Raw genomic sequence first — 18,202 nt, 5'->3', positions numbered from 1 at the left:
CGGGAAAAGAGTCTCGAACTCTCGACCTCAACCTTGGCAAGGTTGCGCTCTACCAACTGAGCTATTCCCGCATTTTCACCGTGTCTGCTGATCAACTTGCGTTGCTCTGCGTATCCAGCGAAGCCTCGAATTATACATATTTTTTGCCCGACTCAAGACAGTCCAAAAAAGTTTTCGCCTGCCTGCGATCGGCACCGGCGGCGACAGGGCGGCGCGAATTCCACGATACTCTGCGCTCAAGCAGACCCTCGAAGCCACCATGAAAATTGCCACCTGGAACGTCAACTCCCTCTCGGTTCGCCTGCCGCAGGTGCTGGAATGGCTCAGCACCCACCCGGTGGACGCGCTGTGCCTGCAGGAACTCAAGCTGAGCGATGACAAGTTTCCGGCCGCTGCGCTGCAAGAAGCCGGCTACCACAGCGCCTTCATGGGCCAGAAGACCTACAACGGCGTGGCCATCCTGAGCCGCACCCCGGTGACCGACGTGGTGAAGAACATTCCCGGTTTTGCAGATGAGCAGTCGCGCGTGATTGCGGGCACGCTGCACACCGACGCCGGACCTGTGCGCCTGGTCAATGGCTACTTCGTCAATGGGCAAGAGCCCGGCTCGGACAAGTTTGACTACAAGATGCGCTGGCTGCAGGCGCTGCAGGACTGGCTCAAGGAGCAGCTTCAAAGCCACCCCCGACTGGTACTGGTGGGTGACTTCAACATCACCGCCGATGACCGCGACACCTGGGACCCCGACGGCCTGCGCGAGGCCATTCACCACACGACGGCCGAACGCGATCATTTCAAGGCCCTGCTGGCCTTGGGGCTGCACGACGCCTTCCGCCTGTTTGAACAGGCCGAGAAGAGCTTTTCTTGGTGGGATTACCGCGACTTCGCCTTCCGACGCAACCGCGGGCTGCGCATCGATTACACCCTGGTCAGCGATGCGCTCAAGCCCCAGGTCAGCGCCTGCGAGATCGACAGGAACACGCGCAAGAACGAGCGCCCAAGCGACCATGCCCCCGTGATCGTCACGATCTGAACGGCCTCAGGCCCAAAGGCCGCAGAGGGCACGCCCCAATGGGCAACCCCCTCCGCGGACCCGGACTCACTCCAGGCCGAGTTCCTGAATCTTGCGGGTGATGGTGTTGCGACCAATGCCCAGCTTCTGAGCGGCCTCGATGCGGCGGCCACGCGTGTTGGCCAGCGCGGTCAGGATCAGCTTGGACTCGAAACGGCGGGTCAGTTCGTCCCACACATCGTGGCGGCCGCTGGCCAACAGCTCCAACGCCTCCAGCTCCAGCCCCTGCTCCCAGGCGGCCGAGCGCCCCAGGCCAGAAGAGACTGACGCAGCAACAGACTCGCCACGCGCTGGATCAGACCCCATCATGTCCGCCGCCGGGATCGCAATCGGCTGTGCCAACACCGATGCCGGCATCACGTGAGCAGAGGGCGAGGCATACGCCATGGGCTCAGCCACAGGCTCCGACTCCAGTACCGGCGCCGCAGGATGGAAGCTGGTGCTGTTGATGGCCCCCGCAGCACCCTGCATGCCAAGCACTTCCGGGGGCAGGTCCTTGGCCTCGATCACCTGGGCCGGCGCCATCACCGTGAGCCAGTGGCAGATGTTCTCCAACTGCCGCACGTTGCCCGGAAAGTTGAAGCCCCCCAACTGGGCCAGGGCGTTGTCGGCAATGCGCTTGGGCTCCACACCCAGTTGCTTGGCGCTTTGCTGCAGGAAATGCCGGGTCAGCATCGGCACGTCTTCCTTGCGCTCGCGCAGCGCCGGCAGACGCAGGCGGATCACATTGAGGCGGTGGAACAAGTCCTCCCGGAACACGCCGTCCTTCACGCGCTGCTCCAGGTCCTGATGGGTGGCTGCAATCACACGCACATTGGCCTTCACGGCGTTGTGCCCACCGACCCGGTAGAAATGACCGTCCGACAAAACACGCAGCAGGCGCGTCTGCAGATCAAAAGGCATGTCGCCAATTTCATCGAGGAACAGCGTGCCGCCCTCTGCCTGCTCAAAGCGGCCACGGCGCATGGTCTGTGCGCCGGTGAAGGCCCCGCGCTCATGACCGAACAGCTCCGACTCCAGCAGATCCTTGGGAATGGCCGCCGTGTTGATGGCCACGAAAGGGCCATTGGCACGTGGCGAATGCTTGTGCAGCGCCCGGGCCACCAGCTCTTTGCCAGAGCCCGACTCGCCGGTGATCATCACCGTCACATTGCTCTGGCTGAGCCGCCCGATGGCGCGGAACACATCCTGCATGGCCGGCGCCTGGCCCAGCATCTCGGGCGTGGCCGCCATGCGCTCTTCGGCCACTTCTTCGCGCTGGCTTTCTTCCACCGCGCGACGAATCAACTCCACCGCCTTGGGCAGGTCAAAGGGCTTGGGCAGGTATTCAAACGCGCCGCCCTGGAAGGCCGACACGGCACTGTCCAGGTCCGAGAAGGCCGTCATGATGATGACTGGCAAACCCGGGTGGCGCTCTTTCACCTTGGCCAGCAGATCCAGGCCCGAACCGCCAGGCATGCGAATGTCACTCACCAGAACCTGAGGCCCCTGGTTGTCGACGTCTTCGTCACCGATCTCATCCAGTGCCGCCAGCACCTCGCGGGGGTTGGTGAAGCTGCGGGTCGGCAGCTCTTCCCGCAACAGCGCTTTTTCGAGCACAAAGCGGATCGATTGATCGTCATCTACTATCCAGATCGGCTTCATGTGCAAATACCACCTCAGGTCAAATTGTTGTCAATCACACTCAGGGCAACGGAATCAACATCTTGAAGTCCGTCCTCCCTGGCACGCTATCGCACTCGATCAAGCCATGGTGTTGCTGAACAAAGGTTTGCGCCAAAGTCAGCCCCAGCCCTGAACCACCATCCCGCCCCGACACCAGCGGGTAGAAGATGCGGTCCTTGATCGAGTCCGGCACGCCGGGCCCGTTGTCGATGACATGCAATTCCAATGCCAATCGGTAGCGTTGCTTGCCAAAAGTAACCTGTCGCGCAATCCGCGAACGGAAAGTGATTTGCGCATCCCCCGCAGCCACCCTGTCCGCCAGAGCCTGGGCCGCGTTGTGGGCGATGTTGAGCACCGCCTGGATGAGTTGCTCGCGGTCGCCGCGGAACTCAGGAATCGAGGTGTCGTAGTCGCGGATCACGCGCAGGCCCCGCGGAAACTCCGCCAGGATCAGCGAGCGCACACGCTCACACACTTCGTGGATGTTCACGTCGCCCACCACGTGCGGGCGACGGTGCGGCGCCAGCAGTCGATCGACCAGGGTCTGCAGACGATCCGCCTCGTGGATGATGACCTGGGTGTACTCAATCAGGTCGCGCGACTCGATCTCCATCTGAAGCAGCTGCGCCGCCCCTCGGATGCCCCCCAGCGGGTTCTTGATCTCATGGGCCAGATTGCGGATCAACTCCTTGTTGGCCTGCGCCTGATCGATCAGTCGCTCCTCGCGGTCCTGTCGGGCCTGCTGCTCCAGGGGCAGCAACTCGATGATCACCTCGCCCGGCTGATCGGTCTGCGCCACGATCACGTGGACCAGCACCGGGTCATGGGTGAAGCGCTTCAACCAGGCGTCGTAGCGCAACGCTGCGAACTCGTTGCTACCGGCGCCATCCAGGGCATTGCGCAAGATCTGGGGCTCAGAGAAGAAATCGGCAAATTGCGAGCCTTCAATGGTTCGGCGCGAGGTGCCGATGGCATCTTCCAGCGCCGCGTTGGCAAAGATCACCGTGCCATCGATGCGGACCACCGCCACCAGGGTGGCCAGCAGGTCATAGGCATGAAAGGCTTCGGCGACCGGGTCTGTCAGGGTGAGGCGGTTCATTTGAGACGCGCGATTTCACGCTTGATACCGGCCACATCGGCCTCGGCGCGCGCCACGGCCTCCTTGAGTGCAGCCACCCGATCCAGGTATTTCTGGTAATTCTTGGCCTCGCCCCCCTGCTTCTCGGGCTCGCCGTTGTTGTATTCCTTCTGCAACTCGGCCAGCCGTGCCTCGGCCTTGCGCAATTCGGATTCCAGAATGGCGCGCGCATCGGCATCGCGCGCCTTCTGCTCGCTGTTGTCCACCTTGGGCGAGCCCGCAGGCGCCGTGACCACCTTGGACGCATCGCCGCCGGCAGGGGCCTGGGCGGCCGGCCGGGTGCCCGGCACCACGGTCACATTGCCGCCTTCAATCAGCTTGCATTCCTTGGCCCGGTTGGCCGGGACCGTGTTGGTGTATTCGTTGCCGCAACGGTAGATGCGGTCTTGCGCCATCGCGGCGCTGCAGGTCAGGGTCAGCAGGGAAATCAGTACAGCGTGTTTCATACATCCAGTTCAGCACCCCTTCGGGCGGCGAGCCAAGTATCTCCGAATCGGCTGGTGAGGCAAAGGCAAAGCCCACCCGGGCCGCACCGGCACCCGGGCCGGCGGCAAGAAAAAAGGGCAGCCGAAGCTGCCCTTTGGGTAGACATTGCCTAGTCCCGCATCACAGCGAGTAGTACATGTCGAATTCGACCGGGTGCACCGACATGCGGTAACGGGTCACTTCCTGCATCTTCAGATCAATGTAGGCATCGATCATGCTGTCGGTGAACACGCCACCCTTGGTCAGGAAGGCACGGTCCTTGTCCAGGGCTTCGAGGGCCTGGTCCAGGCTGTGGCAGACGGTCGGCACCAATGCGTCCTCTTCGGGCGGCAGATGGTACAGATCCTTGGTGGCAGCTTCGCCCGGATGGATCTTGTTTTCCACGCCGTCCAGACCCGCCATCAGCAGGGCGGCAAAGCCCAGGTAGGGGTTCATCAGCGGATCGGGGAAGCGGGCTTCCACGCGACGGCCCTTCGGGTTGGCCACGAAGGGGATGCGGATCGAGGCCGAACGGTTCTTGGCCGAGTAGGCCAGCTTCACCGGGGCTTCGAAGTGCGGCACCAGGCGCTTGTAGCTGTTGGTGCCGGGGTTGGTGATGGCGTTCAGGGCACGTGCGTGCTTGATGATGCCGCCGATGTAGTACAGAGCGAAGTCCGACAGACCGGCATAGCCGTCGCCAGCGAACAGGTTCTTGCCGTCCTTCCAGACCGACTGGTGCACGTGCATGCCCGAGCCGTTGTCGCCATGGTAGGGCTTGGGCATGAAGGTGGCGGTCTTGCCGTAGGCATTGGCCACGTTGTGCACCACGTACTTCTGCAGGATGGTCCAGTCAGCGCGTTCCACCAGGGTGCTGAAACGGGTGCCGATCTCGTTCTGGCCAGCGCCCGCCACTTCGTGGTGGAACACTTCGACCGGGATGCCCAGCGATTCAAGGATCAGGGACATCTCAGCGCGCATGTCTTGCGTGCTGTCGACCGGGGGCACCGGGAAGTAGCCGCCCTTGACGGTCGGACGGTGGCCGCGGTTGCCGCCTTCGAGCTTGGCACCGGTGTTCCACGGGGCTTCGTACTCTTCGATCTCGTAGAAGGTGTTTTGCGGGTCGGTGCTCCAACGGATGCCGTCGAAGATGAAGAATTCAGGTTCCGGACCGAAGAAGGCGGTGTCGCCCAGGCCCGAGGCCTTCAGGTAGGCTTCAGCGCGCTTGGCGATCGAACGCGGGTCGCGGTCATAGGCCTTGCCGTCGGCGGGCTCCACCACGTCGCAGGTCAGGATCAGGGTGGTCTCTTCGAAGAAGGGATCGATGTTGGCCGAGCTTGGGTCCGGCACCAGCAGCATGTCCGAGGCTTCGATGCCCTTCCAGCCGGCAATCGAAGAACCGTCAAAAGCATGCCCCGACGTGAACTTGTCTTCGTCAAAGTGGGACACGGGAACCGTGGTGTGCTGTTGCTTGCCACGGGTATCGGTGAAGCGGAAATCAACGAACTTGACTTCGTTTTCCTTCACCAACTTCATCACGTCTGCGACGGTCTTTGCCATCAGGATCTCCTGTTCGAGGCTGGTTAAAAATTCAATGACGCCGGGAGGAATGCAGTTTTTATGCCAATCCTTGGTGCATGGCACCAGACGCCGACTACCGTATTTTGCCCTGCCTGAGCGGCGTTGCAGCCAGTTTGCCGGCTCTGAAATGCACTCGGGCGGGGATTTTTCGCCGCCAGCATCAGTGCACCAATTCGATGCATCCGGTTATGCATCAAATTGGTGCAGCATATCAACGCACCAATTCGGGGCCTAGCTTGAGATCGAAGCGATGCAGGCCGGCCAGCAAGGCCGGGTAGGCCGCCAGCACCAGGGTGGGGTCACCCTTCACCCCCAGTTCAATGTGCCGGCCGTACTGCGGGTGATCCACGCTGGGCAGGCTGAACACCTTGACGCCGGCATGCTCGCGCTCGATGGCCTCCATCAGCGGCGTCAGCATGGCCTCCATCGAGCCAAACACAATGACCGACTTCTCCACATGGGCCACCCGGTTGAACAGATGGGCGTAATGCGTGTCCAGCACCCACTCGACCATCGGCCAGGCCATCACCGGGAAGCCCGGCACAAAGTGCACCGCTCCGCCCCCCTGCCCCACGCAGCTGAAGCCCGGGATTTTGTTATAGGGGTTTGGAATGATCTGCGCCGAGGCCGGAAACACCCCCATGTTGAGGCGGTGCACGTTGTCGTCGCGCTCGGGCTCATAAGCCAGGCCATTCTCGCGAGCCACATCCTGCATGCGCTCACGGATCAGTTCGGCAGCACGCGGGTGCAGTTGCAGGGGCTCGCCCAGGGCGCGTGCGGCGCACTGGCGGGTGTGGTCGTCGGGGGTGGCCCCGATGCCGCCACACGAGAAAACCGCATCCCCTGAGGCAAAAGCCCGCGCCAGCGTGGCCTCGATGCGCTCGGGCGAATCACCCACATAGTCGGCCCACGACAGCTGCAGCCCGCGGGCGCCCAACACTTCGATGACCTTGGGCATGTGCTTGTCAGCACGCTTGCCCGACATGATCTCGTCACCGACGATGATCAGCCCGAAATTTCGAGGGGCTTCAGGGATGGGGCGGAGGCTCGAGGCCGCCTGGGGTGTTGGGGAGGTGGGTGTTGCGCTCATCCTGCCATCCTACCGGCACCGACTCGGAAACCACGGTGGTGGCGGCAGAAACCGACTCGGCCCGCAGCCTTTCCAGCGCCGCCAGGCAATAGTGGGCAAACCACAGCGAAGAAAATGCAAAGACCAAGGTGTAGATCCAGATCGCCACCGGCACCAGGATCACAAACGCGGCGGCAAACAAGGCCCCCGAGGCCCACACCAGGCTGGGCGCGGCGCCCAGATAACCCGTCATCACCCCGATGGCCAGCAAAGACAGGCGGTGCCGCTTGAACAGCAGCTGTCGCTCGGCCTTGCTGGCATGCACGGCCAGGGCATCGTAGGCCATCACCCGGTAGGTCAGCCAACCCCAGATCAGCGGGGGCAGGATCAAAATCAGAGGCGGCACCAGCCACAGGGGAATGGAGGCCACCAAGGCCACCAACGCCAGCAGCACCGAGCCCAGCGACCAGGCCAGGCTGCCCAGCGTGGAGCCACCGCGCAGGCGCTGCAGCCCGGAAAAACGCCGTTCACCCACCATCGACACCAGCGACGGCGCCATCAACACCGCCACCACCAGCAGCGACACCACCACCAGCACGGGTGTGACCACGGCGATCACGATCAGCGGCGCCACCACGGTCTTGAGCTGCCCCACCCCGGCGCCCTGCAGCCAGGCCCAGAATGAGTTCAGCAGATCGGACGACTCCAGCATCTGCCGCACGCCGTCCACCGCCGGTTCCCAATAAAAATACCCCAGCCCCAGGGCCATGCCCACCAGCAGCAGCAGGGGCAGAAACGACAGGGCAATCACCCGGGGGTGCAGGCAATACACCACCGAGCGCCAGAAAGAATCAAGCAAAAGCGTCATGCCGGCAGCATAACGCCACCGCAGGCCCGGCGGACAGCCACCGGCCCCCGGGCATCAGGCGCGGCCGAACAGCCTTTTCAAGCCCAGCCACTGCTGGGCCAGAAAGCCCTGGCCGTAATCACGCAGCCCCTGCGGCCCGGGCTCCACCTGATCACGCACCCCGGTCGGCTCGAAGCGCAACTCAAAATTGGCGGTGCCGAACAGCATGTCCCACCAGGGCAGCAGCACCCCGAAATTGCAGCCCCCCAGCACGGGCCGGCCCGTGCGGCCCCTGAACTCGTGCCCGATGCCGATGGCGTGGTGCATGCGGTGAAAGCGCGGACTCACCCACAGCCGCTCGCCCCAACGGCCAAACCAGCAGCGCAGGTTGGCATGCTGAAAATTCTCGCTGAGCTGGGTGATGGCCACCACGGCCACAAATTGTCCTGGCGCAATGCCGATCAATTGGGACACCACCACCAGAATGCAATCGCCCAGCAGGTCGTCCAGCAGGTGGTTGCGGTTGTCTGTCCACATCGTCATCTGGCGCTGGGAATGGTGCAGCGAGTGCAGGCGCCACCACAGCTCCGACTGGTGCTGGGCACGGTGCACCCAGTAACCGACAAAATCAAACACCACCAGGTACAGCGCCAGGCTCACCCAGGGCAGGTCGGTGACCCCGGGCCACAGCTCGTCCAGGTGAAAGGTCTGCCAGCCCGCCACCCGCAAATGGCCGAACAGCTCATCAAACAGCGGGTCGACCAGGAAGAACAGCGCCACCCGCACCAGGCCCAGGCGGTGCAACAAGGTGTAGAGGATGTCGGTGCGCACGGCGGCGCGGTCACGCAACGGTTCGGCCGGCCACAGCCGCTGCAAGGGACCGAACACCGCCACCATCACCAACAGCTGGATCAGCCCCACCAGCAACCAGCCGGTGCCATTGAAGCCGTCCTCCAGAAAGTTGCCCAGGCCGGCGTGGAACATCAAAGGCTGCACCACCGCCTCGAACAGGCCGGTCTGCGCCTGGCCAAACCAATCAATCAAACTGTCCATCATCATTTGAACGGGTCTCAACGCCCGTTGCGGGCCAGCCAATCCCGGTAGGCCGGGTGCTCGCGCAAGGTTTCAAAACAAAAACCCTTGGCCTTCAGGCCCTGGATCAGCGGCTCCAGCACCGCGGGCGCCCAGGGGTCGCGGCGCGACCAGATGCCCAGGTGGGCCATCAGGATGTCACCCGCGCGCAGGTTCTTCAGGGCCCGCTCCAGCAACTGGGCGTTGCTGAAGCGATCGCTGGGCAGCTCGTCGCCCAGAAAGCCCGCGGGCGCCCAATCCACGTGGGCATAGCCACACTGGCGGGCCGCCGCCAGCAACTGGGGCGAGGTCTTGCCACCCGGCGCACGGAACAAGGGCAAAGACGCCTGTCCGGTCAGGGCCTGCAGCCGCTGCGAAGATCGGTCCAGCTGTGCGCAATAGGCCGGGCCATCGATCACGGCCTCCCGCCCGGCATCAGGGCCGGCCGAGGGCTTGACCCGGAAGCGCCACTGCCCCGGCGGTGCCGGCAGATCGGCGCGCCAGTAGACGTGGTCGTAGGTGTGACTGGCAAAGGTGTGGCCCTCGGCCGCGCGCTCGCGCCACCAAGAGGCCCAGTATTCACCCAGCGTGCCGTCGCCCTGCTGGGTGGGCTCGTTGGCGGCAAAAAAGGTCACCCGCACCTGCTGACGCTTGAGCACCTCGGCAATCAGGGGCGCCACGCCCATGTGGCCGGTGTCAAAGGTCAGGTAAAGCGGCTTGGCGCAGGTGCCCGCCGCCTGGGCGGCGCCGAAGGCCAGCCCCAACAGCAGCCCGGCCGCCAGGCCAGACCACCGGCGGGCCGGGTCAGCGCGGCGCGTGATCAAGGGTCCAGACCCCATGCGGAGACTTGCCCACGCTGACCTGGCGCAGCACCTTGCGGGTTTCGGTGTCGATCACCGTCATTTTGCGACCCCAGCGCGAACTGAGCAGGATCAGCCGGCCATCGGCCGACACGTCCATGCAGTCCGGCCCGGTGGGGCCCGGCAGTTGGGCCACCACGGACTGGGTCTGCATGTCGATCTTGCTCAGGGTGTTGGCCACCCGGTTGCTCACGTAGATGTGGCGGCGGTCACCCGCGCCACGGAAGGCGTGGGCCCCCTTGCCGGTGGGGATGGTCTTGACCAGGCGGGCTTCCTTGCCCCCGCTGACGTCGTACACCTCCACCCCCTCGCCACCGGTCAGGCCGATGAACAAGGTCTTGTCGTCGGGGCTGCCATACACATCGGCCGGCAACGAGCCGGTCTTGACGCGCCATTTCAAGGTCTGGGTGTTCAGGTCGATGGCCACCAGTTCGTCACTGTCTTGCATGGTCGAGTAGACGATGCTGCTGGTGCTGTCGATCCACAGGTGGCTGGGGGTCTTGCCGGTGGAGATGCGCTTGGACAGCGTCACGTCCTTGCCGTCCCAGCGGTAGATGTCGACGTGGTTCAGGCGGTTGCCGGCCGTCACCATCCACTTCATGTCGGGCGAGAAGCGCAGCTGATAGGGGTCGATGATGCCGCGCACCGTGCGCTGCACCTCGGCCGTGCGGGGGTCCAGAAAGGTCAGCGAATCACCCAGCGCATTGGCCACGATCAGCGACTTCTCGTCGGGCGTCAGGTACAGGTGATGGGGCTCTTTGCCGGTGGGGATGCGCTTGGTTTCGGTCCAGGTCTGCGGGTCGATCACGCTGATGGTGGCGTCCAGCGAGTTCAGCACAAAGATCGGGTGGGTCAGGCCACCGTTGCTGGAGGCCGCTGCCGCAGCAGCACCGGCAACTGGTGCGGCCGTGCTCGCCGGGGTGCCGGATGCCGCCGTTGCAGCAGTGGCAGCGCCTGCGGTGGCCGCGGCGGCAACCGCCGCCTCCGCCTTGGCGGGTCGCTTGGGGTCGGCTTTTGCGTCGGCCTGTGCCTTGGCGGCAGGCTTGCTGCCGTGGGTGGCACTGGGCTTGGCTGCCGGCTTGGCCTTGGGCTTGACGCTTTCAGTCACCGGCGGCTTGGTCGCCTCAGGGCTGGCAGCGACAGGGTTGGACGCCTCGCCGGCGGTACCGGCTGGCGCCTGGGCCCAGGCGGGTGCCGTGGCGGCCCCCAAAAGCAACGAAGCGGCAATCAAGGCATGCCCACTGGCATGCGAAAAGCTGGAGACACGGCGGCGGGCAAACGACTTCACAAACATCCACTTTCAGATCAGGCCGCCAGTGTAGCCGGGGCTCGGCTGAGGCCTGTTACATCGACACACACAGGTAAGCGATTCGCTCAGGCCTTGAGCAGTTCAAGGTCGGCCGGGCTCAGAAAGCGCCATTGGCCCGGTGCCAGGTCTTCGGGCAGCGCCAGGCCGCCGATGCGCGAGCGGTGCAGGCCTTCCACCCGGTTGCCCACGGCAGCCACCATGCGCTTGACCTGGTGGTACTTGCCCTCCAGCAGGGTCAGGCGAAGGTGCAGCGGGCTGGGGGCCTCGCAGGCGGCGGCACGCACGGGCTTGGGGTCGTCGTCCAACACCACGCCGGCCAGCAGGCGCTGCACCTGGCTGTCATCGATCGGGTGCTTGGTCACCACCTCGTACACCTTGGGCACGTGCTTTTTGGGCGAGCTCATGCGGTGGATGAACTGGCCGTCGTCGCTCAGCAGCAACAGGCCCGTGGTGTCCTGGTCCAGCCGGCCCACGGCCTGCACACCCTGCACGGCGCTCTTGCTGGGGCGCTGGCGCAGGGCCGCGGGCAGCAGGGTGTAGATGCTGGGCCAGGCCGAGGGCTTTTGCGAGCACTCGGTCCCCGCCGGCTTGTGCAGCATCACGTAGGCCTTCTCGTGGTAGGCCCAGGGCACGCCCTGGACATTGAAGCGCAGGCCCTCGGGCACGAAGTCGCGGGCCGATTCGGTGACCGTCACCGCGGTGTCGGAAGACGCCGACTCGAAGACCTCGACCAGGCCCTGTTGAACCAGGCCCGCGCAGACGCGGCGCGTGCCGAAGCCTTGTGAAAAAAGAATATCCTGCAGTTGCATGGGCCCGATTGTTCCAGAAGTCGCGGGGGCCCCGATGCAGCGCCGGGCCAGTCGGCCGCCCGCTGGCGTTAGGATGGCGCCCGGAAGCCGTGCCGCCCACGCCCGGCTGCTTGCACTGACCCGCCCTACCCCACCCACCCCTCACGCCTCTGCCCATGCGCATCCTGCTGGTCGAAGACAACCGCACCCTGTCAGAGTGGCTGGCCCGCACCCTGCAAAAAGACCGCTACGTGATCGAATGCGCCTACGACGGCGCCGACGCCCACGCCCGCCTGCTCAGCGAGCGCTACGACCTGGTGATCCTGGACCTGGAGCTGCCCGGCCTCGCGGGCGACGAAGTGCTGCGCCGCCTGCGCGCCCGCGACAACAACGTGCCGGTGCTGATACTGAGTGCCCGCGACACCCTGGCCGGGCGCGTGGCCGGGCTGGACAGCGGCGCCGACGACTACATGGGCAAGCCTTTCGAGGTGGCAGAGCTGGAGGCCCGCATCCGCGTGCTGCTGCGCCGCCACGCCAACCACAAGAACCCCGTGCTGCGCTGCGGCGCACTGGGCTACGACAGCAACACGCGCCTGTTCAGCCTGGGCGAGGGCACGGCCGCCGCACCGCTGTCGCTCACCCCGCGTGAGCACGCCCTGCTGGAGGCGCTGTTGCTCAAACAAGGGCAGACCGTGAGCAAACAGGCCCTGAGCGAGGCCTTGTTCACCCTGGACGACAACGTCTCGCCCGACGCGGTGGAAATCTATGTGCACCGGGTGCGCAAAAAGCTGCAGGGCAGCGATGTGGCCATCATCACCCTGCGGGGTCTGGGCTACCTGCTGAAGTCCCAGGCCCCCTGAGGCTGCCCATGCCCGCCACCGATCTGCCCCGCCGCTCCAGCCTGCTGCGCCAGTTGATGGGCTGGCTGCTGCTGCCCCTGGCCCTGCTGGCCGCGCTGGACCTGTGGATCACCTACCGCGATGCACGCCACACCGCCACCCTGGTGCAGCAGCGCATGCTGCTGGGCGCCGCCCGCATGATCGGGCAGCAGATCGAGATCCAGGACGGCCAGCCCAGCGTGGTGCTGCCACCCGCCGCACTCGAGCTGTTTGCCTCGCCCCACGCCGACCGGGTGTATTACCGCATCACACGCGCCGGCGGCGAACTGCTGCTGGGCTACCCCGAACTGCCGCCGCCCCCACACCCCCCGGCCCCCGATGAGGCCGTGTACTTCGATGCCTGGCAAAACCAGCAGGCCGTGCATGCCGTGGCCTTCAGTCAGCCGGTGCTCAGTGCGCCAGCACAGACCACGCTGCTGATCGAGGTGGCCCAGACCCTGGTCGGGCGCGATGCCTTGGCCGGCGAGATCTGGCGCACAGCGCTGTGGCGCCAGCTGGGCCTGTTGACCGGGGTGGCCTTGTTGCTGGGGCTGGGGCTGCGCCGGGGCTTGCGGCCCGTCACCGGCCTGCGGGATCAGGTGCTGGCGCGCCAGCCCGGCGCGCTAGAACCCCTGCCCTCGCGCCACCTGCCCACCGAGCTGGCACCGCTGGCCGACGCCATGAACGACTACGCCACCCGGCTGGACCACCACATGTCGGCCCACAGCCGCTTCATTGCGGATGCCGCCCACCAGCTGCGCACCCCCTTGACCGTACTGAACACCCAACTGGTGTTTGCCCTGAGGCAAGGCGACGAAGCAGCACGCCAGGAGGCCCTGCACGCCGCCCAGACCACACTGCAGCACGGCATGCGCCTGGTGCAACAGTTGCTCACCTTCTCGGTGGCCGAGGCCGGCCGGGGCCGCACCGACGAACAGGGCCCGGTCGACCTGGGCCAGACCGCCCGTGAGGTGCTGGAGCAACTGGCCCTGCTGGCCGCACAACGCGACATTGACCTGGGCTTCGAGGCCGAGGGCGATGTGGGGCCGGTGGGTGAGCGCTTTCAGGTCACAGGCTCGGCCCGCCTGCTGCACGAGCTGTGCGCCAACCTGATCGACAACGCCCTGCGCTACACCCCACCCGGCGGCGCCGTCACCCTGCGCCTGCGCCGCACGGCAGAGCAGGTGCTGCTGGAGGTCGAGGACAACGGCCCCGGCATTCCGCCCGGGCAGCGCGAACAGGTGTTCGAACGCTTCTTCAGATTGGACAACCAGCACTCGGACGGCTGCGGCCTGGGGCTGGCCATCGTGCGCGAAATCACCCAGGCCCACGGCGCCCGTGTGCAATTGGGCGATGGCCCGCAGGGGCTGGGGCTTCGCGTCACGGTGGCGTTTGCCGGCCGCACCGTCAAGACAGCCGGGCCCACAGGCTGAGTTCAGGGCGAGACCAGCGGCCCCAGGCTGGTGTTGGCCTGCTGAACAAAGGAGTTGGTGAAGGTGCGCCCCAGGTCCAGCCGCCGTTCGCGTTGGGCGCGGTTGACCTGCGCGGCCAGGCGCAGCACCTGCTGCGGCCCGCCCTCGGGCATCAGCCCATCGGCCGAGAACATGGCCCGGCTTTCGCTCAAGGCCTTGATGTAGATCGCGGCATCGTCACCCGCCAGGCCCAGTGCCGCCGCCACCTCGGCCGGGGGGCGCTGCTGGATGAAGCGCAGCGCCCGCACCAGCGCCGTGACCAGGCGCTGCACCTCACCGGGGTGGCTGTTCACCCAGGCCGTCTGCATGTACAGCGAGGCAAACGGGTAGCTCTGGCCCAGCGCCTTCTGGGCCGCCTCGGGGCTGCGCAGGTCGACCAGCAGGCGGGCGTCGCCGCTCTGGATCAGGCTGCTGGCCACGGGCTCGGTGCTCATGCCGGCATCGATGCGGCCCTGGCGCAGGGCTGCCGCAAATGCAGCCCCGCTGCCCACGGGCAACACGGTGTAGTCTTGGGGCTTCAGCCCATGGCGCTGGGCCAGGGCGTGGGTGAGCAGATGCGTGGCCGAGCTCAGGCCGGTCACCCCCAGGCGTCGGCCTTTCCAGTCGGCCGGGCTGTTGATCACCCCGGCCAGGCGGGTGGCCACCAGTTCCACCTCACCTGGGGCCAGCGTGAACAGAACCACCGACTGCACGGCCTTGCCACGCGATTGCAGGTCCAGCGTGTGGTGGTACGCCCCGACCACCCCTTGTGCGCCGCCCACCAACAGCACGTCTTCGGCATTGGCGCCCGAGGGCTCGGTCAGCAGATCCACCTCCAGCCCCTGCTCGCGGAAATAGCCCAGGTGGGCTGCCAGCCGCACCGGCAGGTAGATCTGCTTCTCCAGCCCGGCCACGATCAGCGCCACCCGCTCGCCTGATCGCTCGGCAGCCCATGCCGGTGTCGGTGCGGGCGCCAGCCAGGCGCATCCGAGCAGCAGGCACAGCCAGCAACGCAACAGCTTCATCGGGCAGGTCTCCTTGACGGGGCTCTTCGGGCCCCGGTAAAAGCATGGATTGTCGGGCATCTGGTGCAAACCCTGACCGCACTGAAAGCAGACTGAAAGCCTGCGCACGCTAGAGTCACGCCATCCAAGTGCCCCGACCCTGTCAGGGGCTCGAACAACGAGACAGACAAAGGAAGACAAGCATGAAACGCCGCACCCTGCTCCAACTCGCTGGCGCCGCCAGCCTGCCCGGCCTGAGCCATCTGGCCTTGGCCGACGACAAATACCCCAGCAAAGCCATCACCTGGATCTGCCCCTACGCCGCCGGCGGCAACGCCGACATCCGCTCGCGCCAGGTCGCCAAGGTCATGAGCAGCCTGCTGGGCCAGCCCATCATCATCGACAACAAGGCCGGCGCCGGCGGCAACATCGGCACCGAGGCGATTGCCCGCGGCAAGCCCGATGGCTACACCCTGGGCATGGGCAACCTGGCCCCGCTGTCGGTGAACCACGCGCTGTTCAAGAAGCTCAACTTCGACCCCTTCAACGACATCACGCCCATCCTGCTGATCGAGAAGGGCCCGCTGATCCTGATGGTGCGCAACGATTCGCCCTACAAAACCCTGAAAGACCTGGTGGCGGCCGCCAAGGCCAACCCGGGCAAGATCATCTACGCCTCGGGCGGCATCGGGGGCTCGCACCACCTGAGCGGCTCGTTGTTCGAGCACGCCGTGGGGGTGGACATGATCCACGCGCCCTACAAGAGCGGCTCGGCCGCGGCCACCGACCTCATGGGCGGCCAGGTCGACTTCATGTTCGAGCAGATGTACGCCGCCATGCCCTCGATCAAGGCCGGCAAGATGCGCGCCCTGGGCATCACCAGCAAGACACGCTCCACCCTGCTGCCCGATCTGCCGACCATGACCGAGCAAGGCTTTGCGGCCGTCGAAGTGCTCAACTGGCAAGGCCTGGTGGGCCCCAAGGGCATGCCGGCCGATCTGGTCAAGCAGCTCAATGCCGTGGGCAACAAGGCCCTGCAAGACGCCGACCTGCGCCAGAAGATCACCAGCCAGGGCAACGAAGTGGGCGGCGGCACGCCCGAAGCCTTTGCCGCCCTGATCAAGGCCGAGGCCCCGCGCTGGGCCAAGGTGGTGCGCGACGCGAAGATCGAACCCGAATGATCGACAGAGCCTGATCCAGCAAGCTGGATCCCTCCGACTCACAACGGCCCGCCTTGGCGGGCCGTGTCGTTTCAGGCAAAGCTGAAGGCCGCGCTCAGGTCCCCCGGCGGGCGCTCGCCCCGGGCGCGGAAGGCCGCATCGCGGGCCGCCAGGCCCTCCAGCAGCGGCAGCCCGTGCAGCCGGGTGATGAAGCGCAGGATCGAGGTGGTGTCGTAGAAGGTGTGGTCCACATGGCCCTTTTTGACATGCGGCGACACCAGCAGGGCCGGCACGCGCGAGCCCGGGCCCCAGCGGTCGCCGGGCGGCGGGGCCACCGGGTCCCACCAGCCGCCGTTTTCGTCAAAGGTCACCACCACCAGCATGTGGGGCCAATGCGGGCTCTTTTTCAGGTGCTCGATCACATTGGCCACGTGCTGGTCGCCCGACTCCACGTCCGAATACCCGGCATGCAGGTTCAGATTGCCCTGCGGCTTGTAGAAGGTGACCGCAGGCAAGCGGCCGGCCACCACATCGGCCAGAAAGTGGTTGGAGATGGGGCTGTCACCGGTGCCGCCATCGCGCAGGTGCAGCACGCGCTCGGCCGTGCCCGGGCCGAACTGCTTGAAGTAATTGAGGGGCTGGTGGTGGTACTGGAAGTTGGGCCGCTCGCCCCCGCCCTTGTGGTCCACGGCGGCTTGCCAGGCGCCGCCGTACCAGGCCCAGCTCACGCCCTTGCGCGACAGCAGGTCGCCGATGGTGTCGTAGGTCTGGGGCGGCAGGGTGCGCGCGTCGTCGGGGTCGGCCAGGGCCGGGTCGCCGCCCGGGGCCGGCTTGATGTAACTGGGCTGGAACGGCGGCGCCATGGTGTTGACGGCATAGCCGTCGGGGGTGATGGCGCCGTCGTTCACGTACTTGGGCTTGCCGTCCAGGGCCGAGGCCGGGCTGTCGGGCGCCAGGGCCAGGCGGGCGCCGGTGGGGCCGCCCTCGGTCACGGCGATGCGGCTGCGTGCCGCAGTGTTGGCGGCATTGAAGTACTCGGGCGTGCGCCCCGACACCAAAAACTGGTGGTTCAGGTACGAGCCCCCAAAGGCCGCCATGAAAAAGCGATCGCACAAGGTGTACTGCTGGGCCAGCTTCCACAAGCCCAGTTGCTGGCGTGAGGCACCGTAGTAGCCCATCACCAGCCCGCCCGCATCGGACCAAGCCACGAACTCGTCGTTCTTGCCGCCATGGATCTGCATCTGGTTCTGATAGAACAGGTGGCACAGATCGCGGGTGATCACCGACTCGGGCAGGGGCTGCCCTTCGGCATCCTTGAGCACGTAGGGCGCATTGGGCAGCCCGCTGATCTTGCTCTCGTCGATCATGTAGGTCTTGCCGCCCAGGCTCTGGCTGCGCGGCACCATGCCGCCCCACACCTTGGGCAGGCTGGGCAGGGGCTGCCCATTGCGGTCACGCTGCAGCACCCGCTCGGCGGGCAGGCTGGACAAGGGCTCCAGCGTGCCCGGGAAGTCGGCAAACAGGTTGTTGAAGCTGCGGTTTTCCAGGTAGATGACCACCACATGCTGGATGTGGCGCTGCAGCTGTTGCTGCAACGAGCGCGCCGGCGCCGGCTTGGCGGCCACGGGCTGACCAGCCGCCTGCGCCGGGCTGGCGGCCAGGCCACCGGCGGCCGCGGCGCCCGCCCCGGCCTGCAACAGGCGCCGCCGCGAGGGGCTGCTGGGTGAATCTGAATCGGGCTCAGACAGGCGGGCGGCGCGGCCCTGCGGCTGATCGGATGCTTGGCTCATGAAGGTCCCCTGGTGGCAATGCCCACCACCGGACGGCGGGCCGGCCGCCATTTTGAC

15 protein-coding genes and 1 pseudogene are annotated in these 18,202 nt (G+C 65.9%); 4 read left to right on the top strand and 12 right to left on the bottom strand.

What is annotated here, in order from left to right; translation table 11 throughout:
- Positions 1-259: 259 nt before the first annotated feature.
- A complete protein-coding gene (xth, locus tag AC3WUT_RS10720) occupies positions 260-1,033 on the top strand; it encodes an exodeoxyribonuclease III (RefSeq protein WP_492347054.1) in 774 nt (257 codons plus the stop codon).
- Between the two features lie 66 nt (positions 1,034-1,099).
- On the opposite strand, the gene ntrC is transcribed toward xth, so the two are convergent.
- The 10 genes and pseudogenes from ntrC to AC3WUT_RS10670 form a co-directional block, all read right to left on the bottom strand.
- Positions 1,100-2,716 (bottom strand): nitrogen regulation protein NR(I), encoded by a 1,617-nt coding sequence (gene ntrC / locus AC3WUT_RS10715; protein ID WP_492347053.1) that lies wholly within the window; start codon positions 2,714-2,716, stop codon positions 1,100-1,102.
- A gap of 40 nt (positions 2,717-2,756) precedes the next feature.
- Complete coding sequence (gene glnL, locus AC3WUT_RS10710; protein WP_492347052.1) at positions 2,757-3,836, bottom strand: nitrogen regulation protein NR(II); 1,080 nt, start codon at positions 3,834-3,836, stop codon at positions 2,757-2,759.
- Complete coding sequence (locus tag AC3WUT_RS10705; RefSeq protein ID WP_492347051.1) at positions 3,833-4,321, bottom strand: hypothetical protein; 489 nt, start codon at positions 4,319-4,321, stop codon at positions 3,833-3,835. The genes glnL and AC3WUT_RS10705 overlap by 4 nt, the downstream gene beginning before the upstream one ends.
- A 160-nt stretch (positions 4,322-4,481) precedes the next feature.
- The gene (gene glnA / locus AC3WUT_RS10700; RefSeq protein WP_492347050.1) at positions 4,482-5,897 is read right to left on the bottom strand and encodes a type I glutamate--ammonia ligase; all 1,416 of its coding nucleotides are present in this window, start codon (positions 5,895-5,897) and stop codon (positions 4,482-4,484) included.
- Positions 5,898-6,129: 232 nt separating this feature from the next.
- Positions 6,130-7,008: a competence/damage-inducible protein A gene (locus tag AC3WUT_RS10695; protein WP_492347049.1), complete on the bottom strand. Its 879-nt coding sequence runs from the start codon at positions 7,006-7,008 to the stop codon at positions 6,130-6,132.
- The gene (locus AC3WUT_RS10690) at positions 6,947-7,855 is read right to left on the bottom strand and encodes an EI24 domain-containing protein (RefSeq protein ID WP_492347048.1); all 909 of its coding nucleotides are present in this window, start codon (positions 7,853-7,855) and stop codon (positions 6,947-6,949) included. The genes AC3WUT_RS10695 and AC3WUT_RS10690 overlap by 62 nt, the downstream gene beginning before the upstream one ends.
- Positions 7,856-7,909: 54 nt before the next feature.
- On the bottom strand, positions 7,910-8,887 hold the full coding sequence (locus tag AC3WUT_RS10685; RefSeq protein ID WP_492347047.1) for a sterol desaturase family protein: 978 nt from the start codon (positions 8,885-8,887) through the stop codon (positions 7,910-7,912).
- A gap of 17 nt (positions 8,888-8,904) precedes the next feature.
- Positions 8,905-9,744, bottom strand: a complete 840-nt coding sequence (locus AC3WUT_RS10680) for a polysaccharide deacetylase family protein (RefSeq protein WP_492347046.1) — start codon at positions 9,742-9,744, stop codon at positions 8,905-8,907.
- Positions 9,710-10,765, bottom strand: a pseudogene (locus tag AC3WUT_RS10675) (YncE family protein); the annotation flags it as partial. The pseudogene AC3WUT_RS10675 and the gene AC3WUT_RS10680, both read right to left, overlap by 35 nt.
- A 374-nt stretch (positions 10,766-11,139) precedes the next feature.
- Complete coding sequence (locus AC3WUT_RS10670; protein ID WP_492347045.1) at positions 11,140-11,883, bottom strand: 16S rRNA pseudouridine(516) synthase; 744 nt, start codon at positions 11,881-11,883, stop codon at positions 11,140-11,142.
- A gap of 155 nt (positions 11,884-12,038) precedes the next feature.
- On the opposite strand from AC3WUT_RS10670, the gene AC3WUT_RS10665 reads away from it, so the two are divergent.
- Together AC3WUT_RS10665 and AC3WUT_RS10660 are read left to right on the top strand one after the other, a co-directional pair.
- Positions 12,039-12,722 carry a response regulator gene (locus AC3WUT_RS10665; protein WP_492347044.1) on the top strand — a complete coding sequence of 228 codons (684 nt, stop codon included), beginning with the start codon at positions 12,039-12,041 and terminating at the stop codon, positions 12,720-12,722.
- 8 nt (positions 12,723-12,730) lie between these two features.
- Positions 12,731-14,173: a sensor histidine kinase gene (locus AC3WUT_RS10660; RefSeq protein ID WP_492347043.1), complete on the top strand. Its 1,443-nt coding sequence runs from the start codon at positions 12,731-12,733 to the stop codon at positions 14,171-14,173.
- Between the two features lie 2 nt (positions 14,174-14,175).
- On the opposite strand, the gene AC3WUT_RS10655 is transcribed toward AC3WUT_RS10660, so the two are convergent.
- Complete coding sequence (locus AC3WUT_RS10655) at positions 14,176-15,216, bottom strand: ABC transporter substrate-binding protein (protein ID WP_492347042.1); 1,041 nt, start codon at positions 15,214-15,216, stop codon at positions 14,176-14,178.
- A 182-nt stretch (positions 15,217-15,398) separates the two neighbouring features.
- On the opposite strand from AC3WUT_RS10655, the gene AC3WUT_RS10650 reads away from it, so the two are divergent.
- A complete protein-coding gene (locus tag AC3WUT_RS10650) occupies positions 15,399-16,376 on the top strand; it encodes a Bug family tripartite tricarboxylate transporter substrate binding protein (protein WP_492347041.1) in 978 nt (325 codons plus the stop codon).
- Between the two features lie 71 nt (positions 16,377-16,447).
- Here AC3WUT_RS10650 and AC3WUT_RS10645 read toward each other — a convergent pair whose 3' ends face one another.
- Positions 16,448-18,145: an acid phosphatase gene (locus AC3WUT_RS10645; protein ID WP_492347040.1), complete on the bottom strand. Its 1,698-nt coding sequence runs from the start codon at positions 18,143-18,145 to the stop codon at positions 16,448-16,450.
- Positions 18,146-18,202 lie beyond the last annotated feature (57 nt).

This window comes from Curvibacter sp. EU05-FHT14A10, from assembly GCF_058791075.1.
This window is presented reverse-complemented; position numbering and strand designations above follow the sequence as displayed.

Excerpts from the sequence above, each read along its gene's own strand:
- xth (WP_492347054.1), top strand. The coding sequence starts at position 260 with ATGAAAATTGCCACCTGGAACGTCAACTCCCTCTCGGTTCGCCTGCCG.
- ntrC (WP_492347053.1), bottom strand. The coding sequence starts at position 2,716 with ATGAAGCCGATCTGGATAGTAGATGACGATCAATCGATCCGCTTTGTG.
- glnL (WP_492347052.1), bottom strand. The coding sequence starts at position 3,836 with ATGAACCGCCTCACCCTGACAGACCCGGTCGCCGAAGCCTTTCATGCC.
- AC3WUT_RS10705 (WP_492347051.1), bottom strand. The coding sequence starts at position 4,321 with ATGAAACACGCTGTACTGATTTCCCTGCTGACCCTGACCTGCAGCGCC.
- glnA (WP_492347050.1), bottom strand. The coding sequence starts at position 5,897 with ATGGCAAAGACCGTCGCAGACGTGATGAAGTTGGTGAAGGAAAACGAA.
- AC3WUT_RS10695 (WP_492347049.1), bottom strand. The coding sequence starts at position 7,008 with ATGAGCGCAACACCCACCTCCCCAACACCCCAGGCGGCCTCGAGCCTC.
- AC3WUT_RS10690 (WP_492347048.1), bottom strand. The coding sequence starts at position 7,855 with ATGACGCTTTTGCTTGATTCTTTCTGGCGCTCGGTGGTGTATTGCCTG.
- AC3WUT_RS10685 (WP_492347047.1), bottom strand. The coding sequence starts at position 8,887 with ATGGACAGTTTGATTGATTGGTTTGGCCAGGCGCAGACCGGCCTGTTC.
- AC3WUT_RS10680 (WP_492347046.1), bottom strand. The coding sequence starts at position 9,744 with ATGGGGTCTGGACCCTTGATCACGCGCCGCGCTGACCCGGCCCGCCGG.
- AC3WUT_RS10670 (WP_492347045.1), bottom strand. The coding sequence starts at position 11,883 with ATGCAACTGCAGGATATTCTTTTTTCACAAGGCTTCGGCACGCGCCGC.
- AC3WUT_RS10665 (WP_492347044.1), top strand. The coding sequence starts at position 12,039 with ATGCGCATCCTGCTGGTCGAAGACAACCGCACCCTGTCAGAGTGGCTG.
- AC3WUT_RS10660 (WP_492347043.1), top strand. The coding sequence starts at position 12,731 with ATGCCCGCCACCGATCTGCCCCGCCGCTCCAGCCTGCTGCGCCAGTTG.
- AC3WUT_RS10655 (WP_492347042.1), bottom strand. The coding sequence starts at position 15,216 with ATGAAGCTGTTGCGTTGCTGGCTGTGCCTGCTGCTCGGATGCGCCTGG.
- AC3WUT_RS10650 (WP_492347041.1), top strand. The coding sequence starts at position 15,399 with ATGAAACGCCGCACCCTGCTCCAACTCGCTGGCGCCGCCAGCCTGCCC.
- AC3WUT_RS10645 (WP_492347040.1), bottom strand. The coding sequence starts at position 18,145 with ATGAGCCAAGCATCCGATCAGCCGCAGGGCCGCGCCGCCCGCCTGTCT.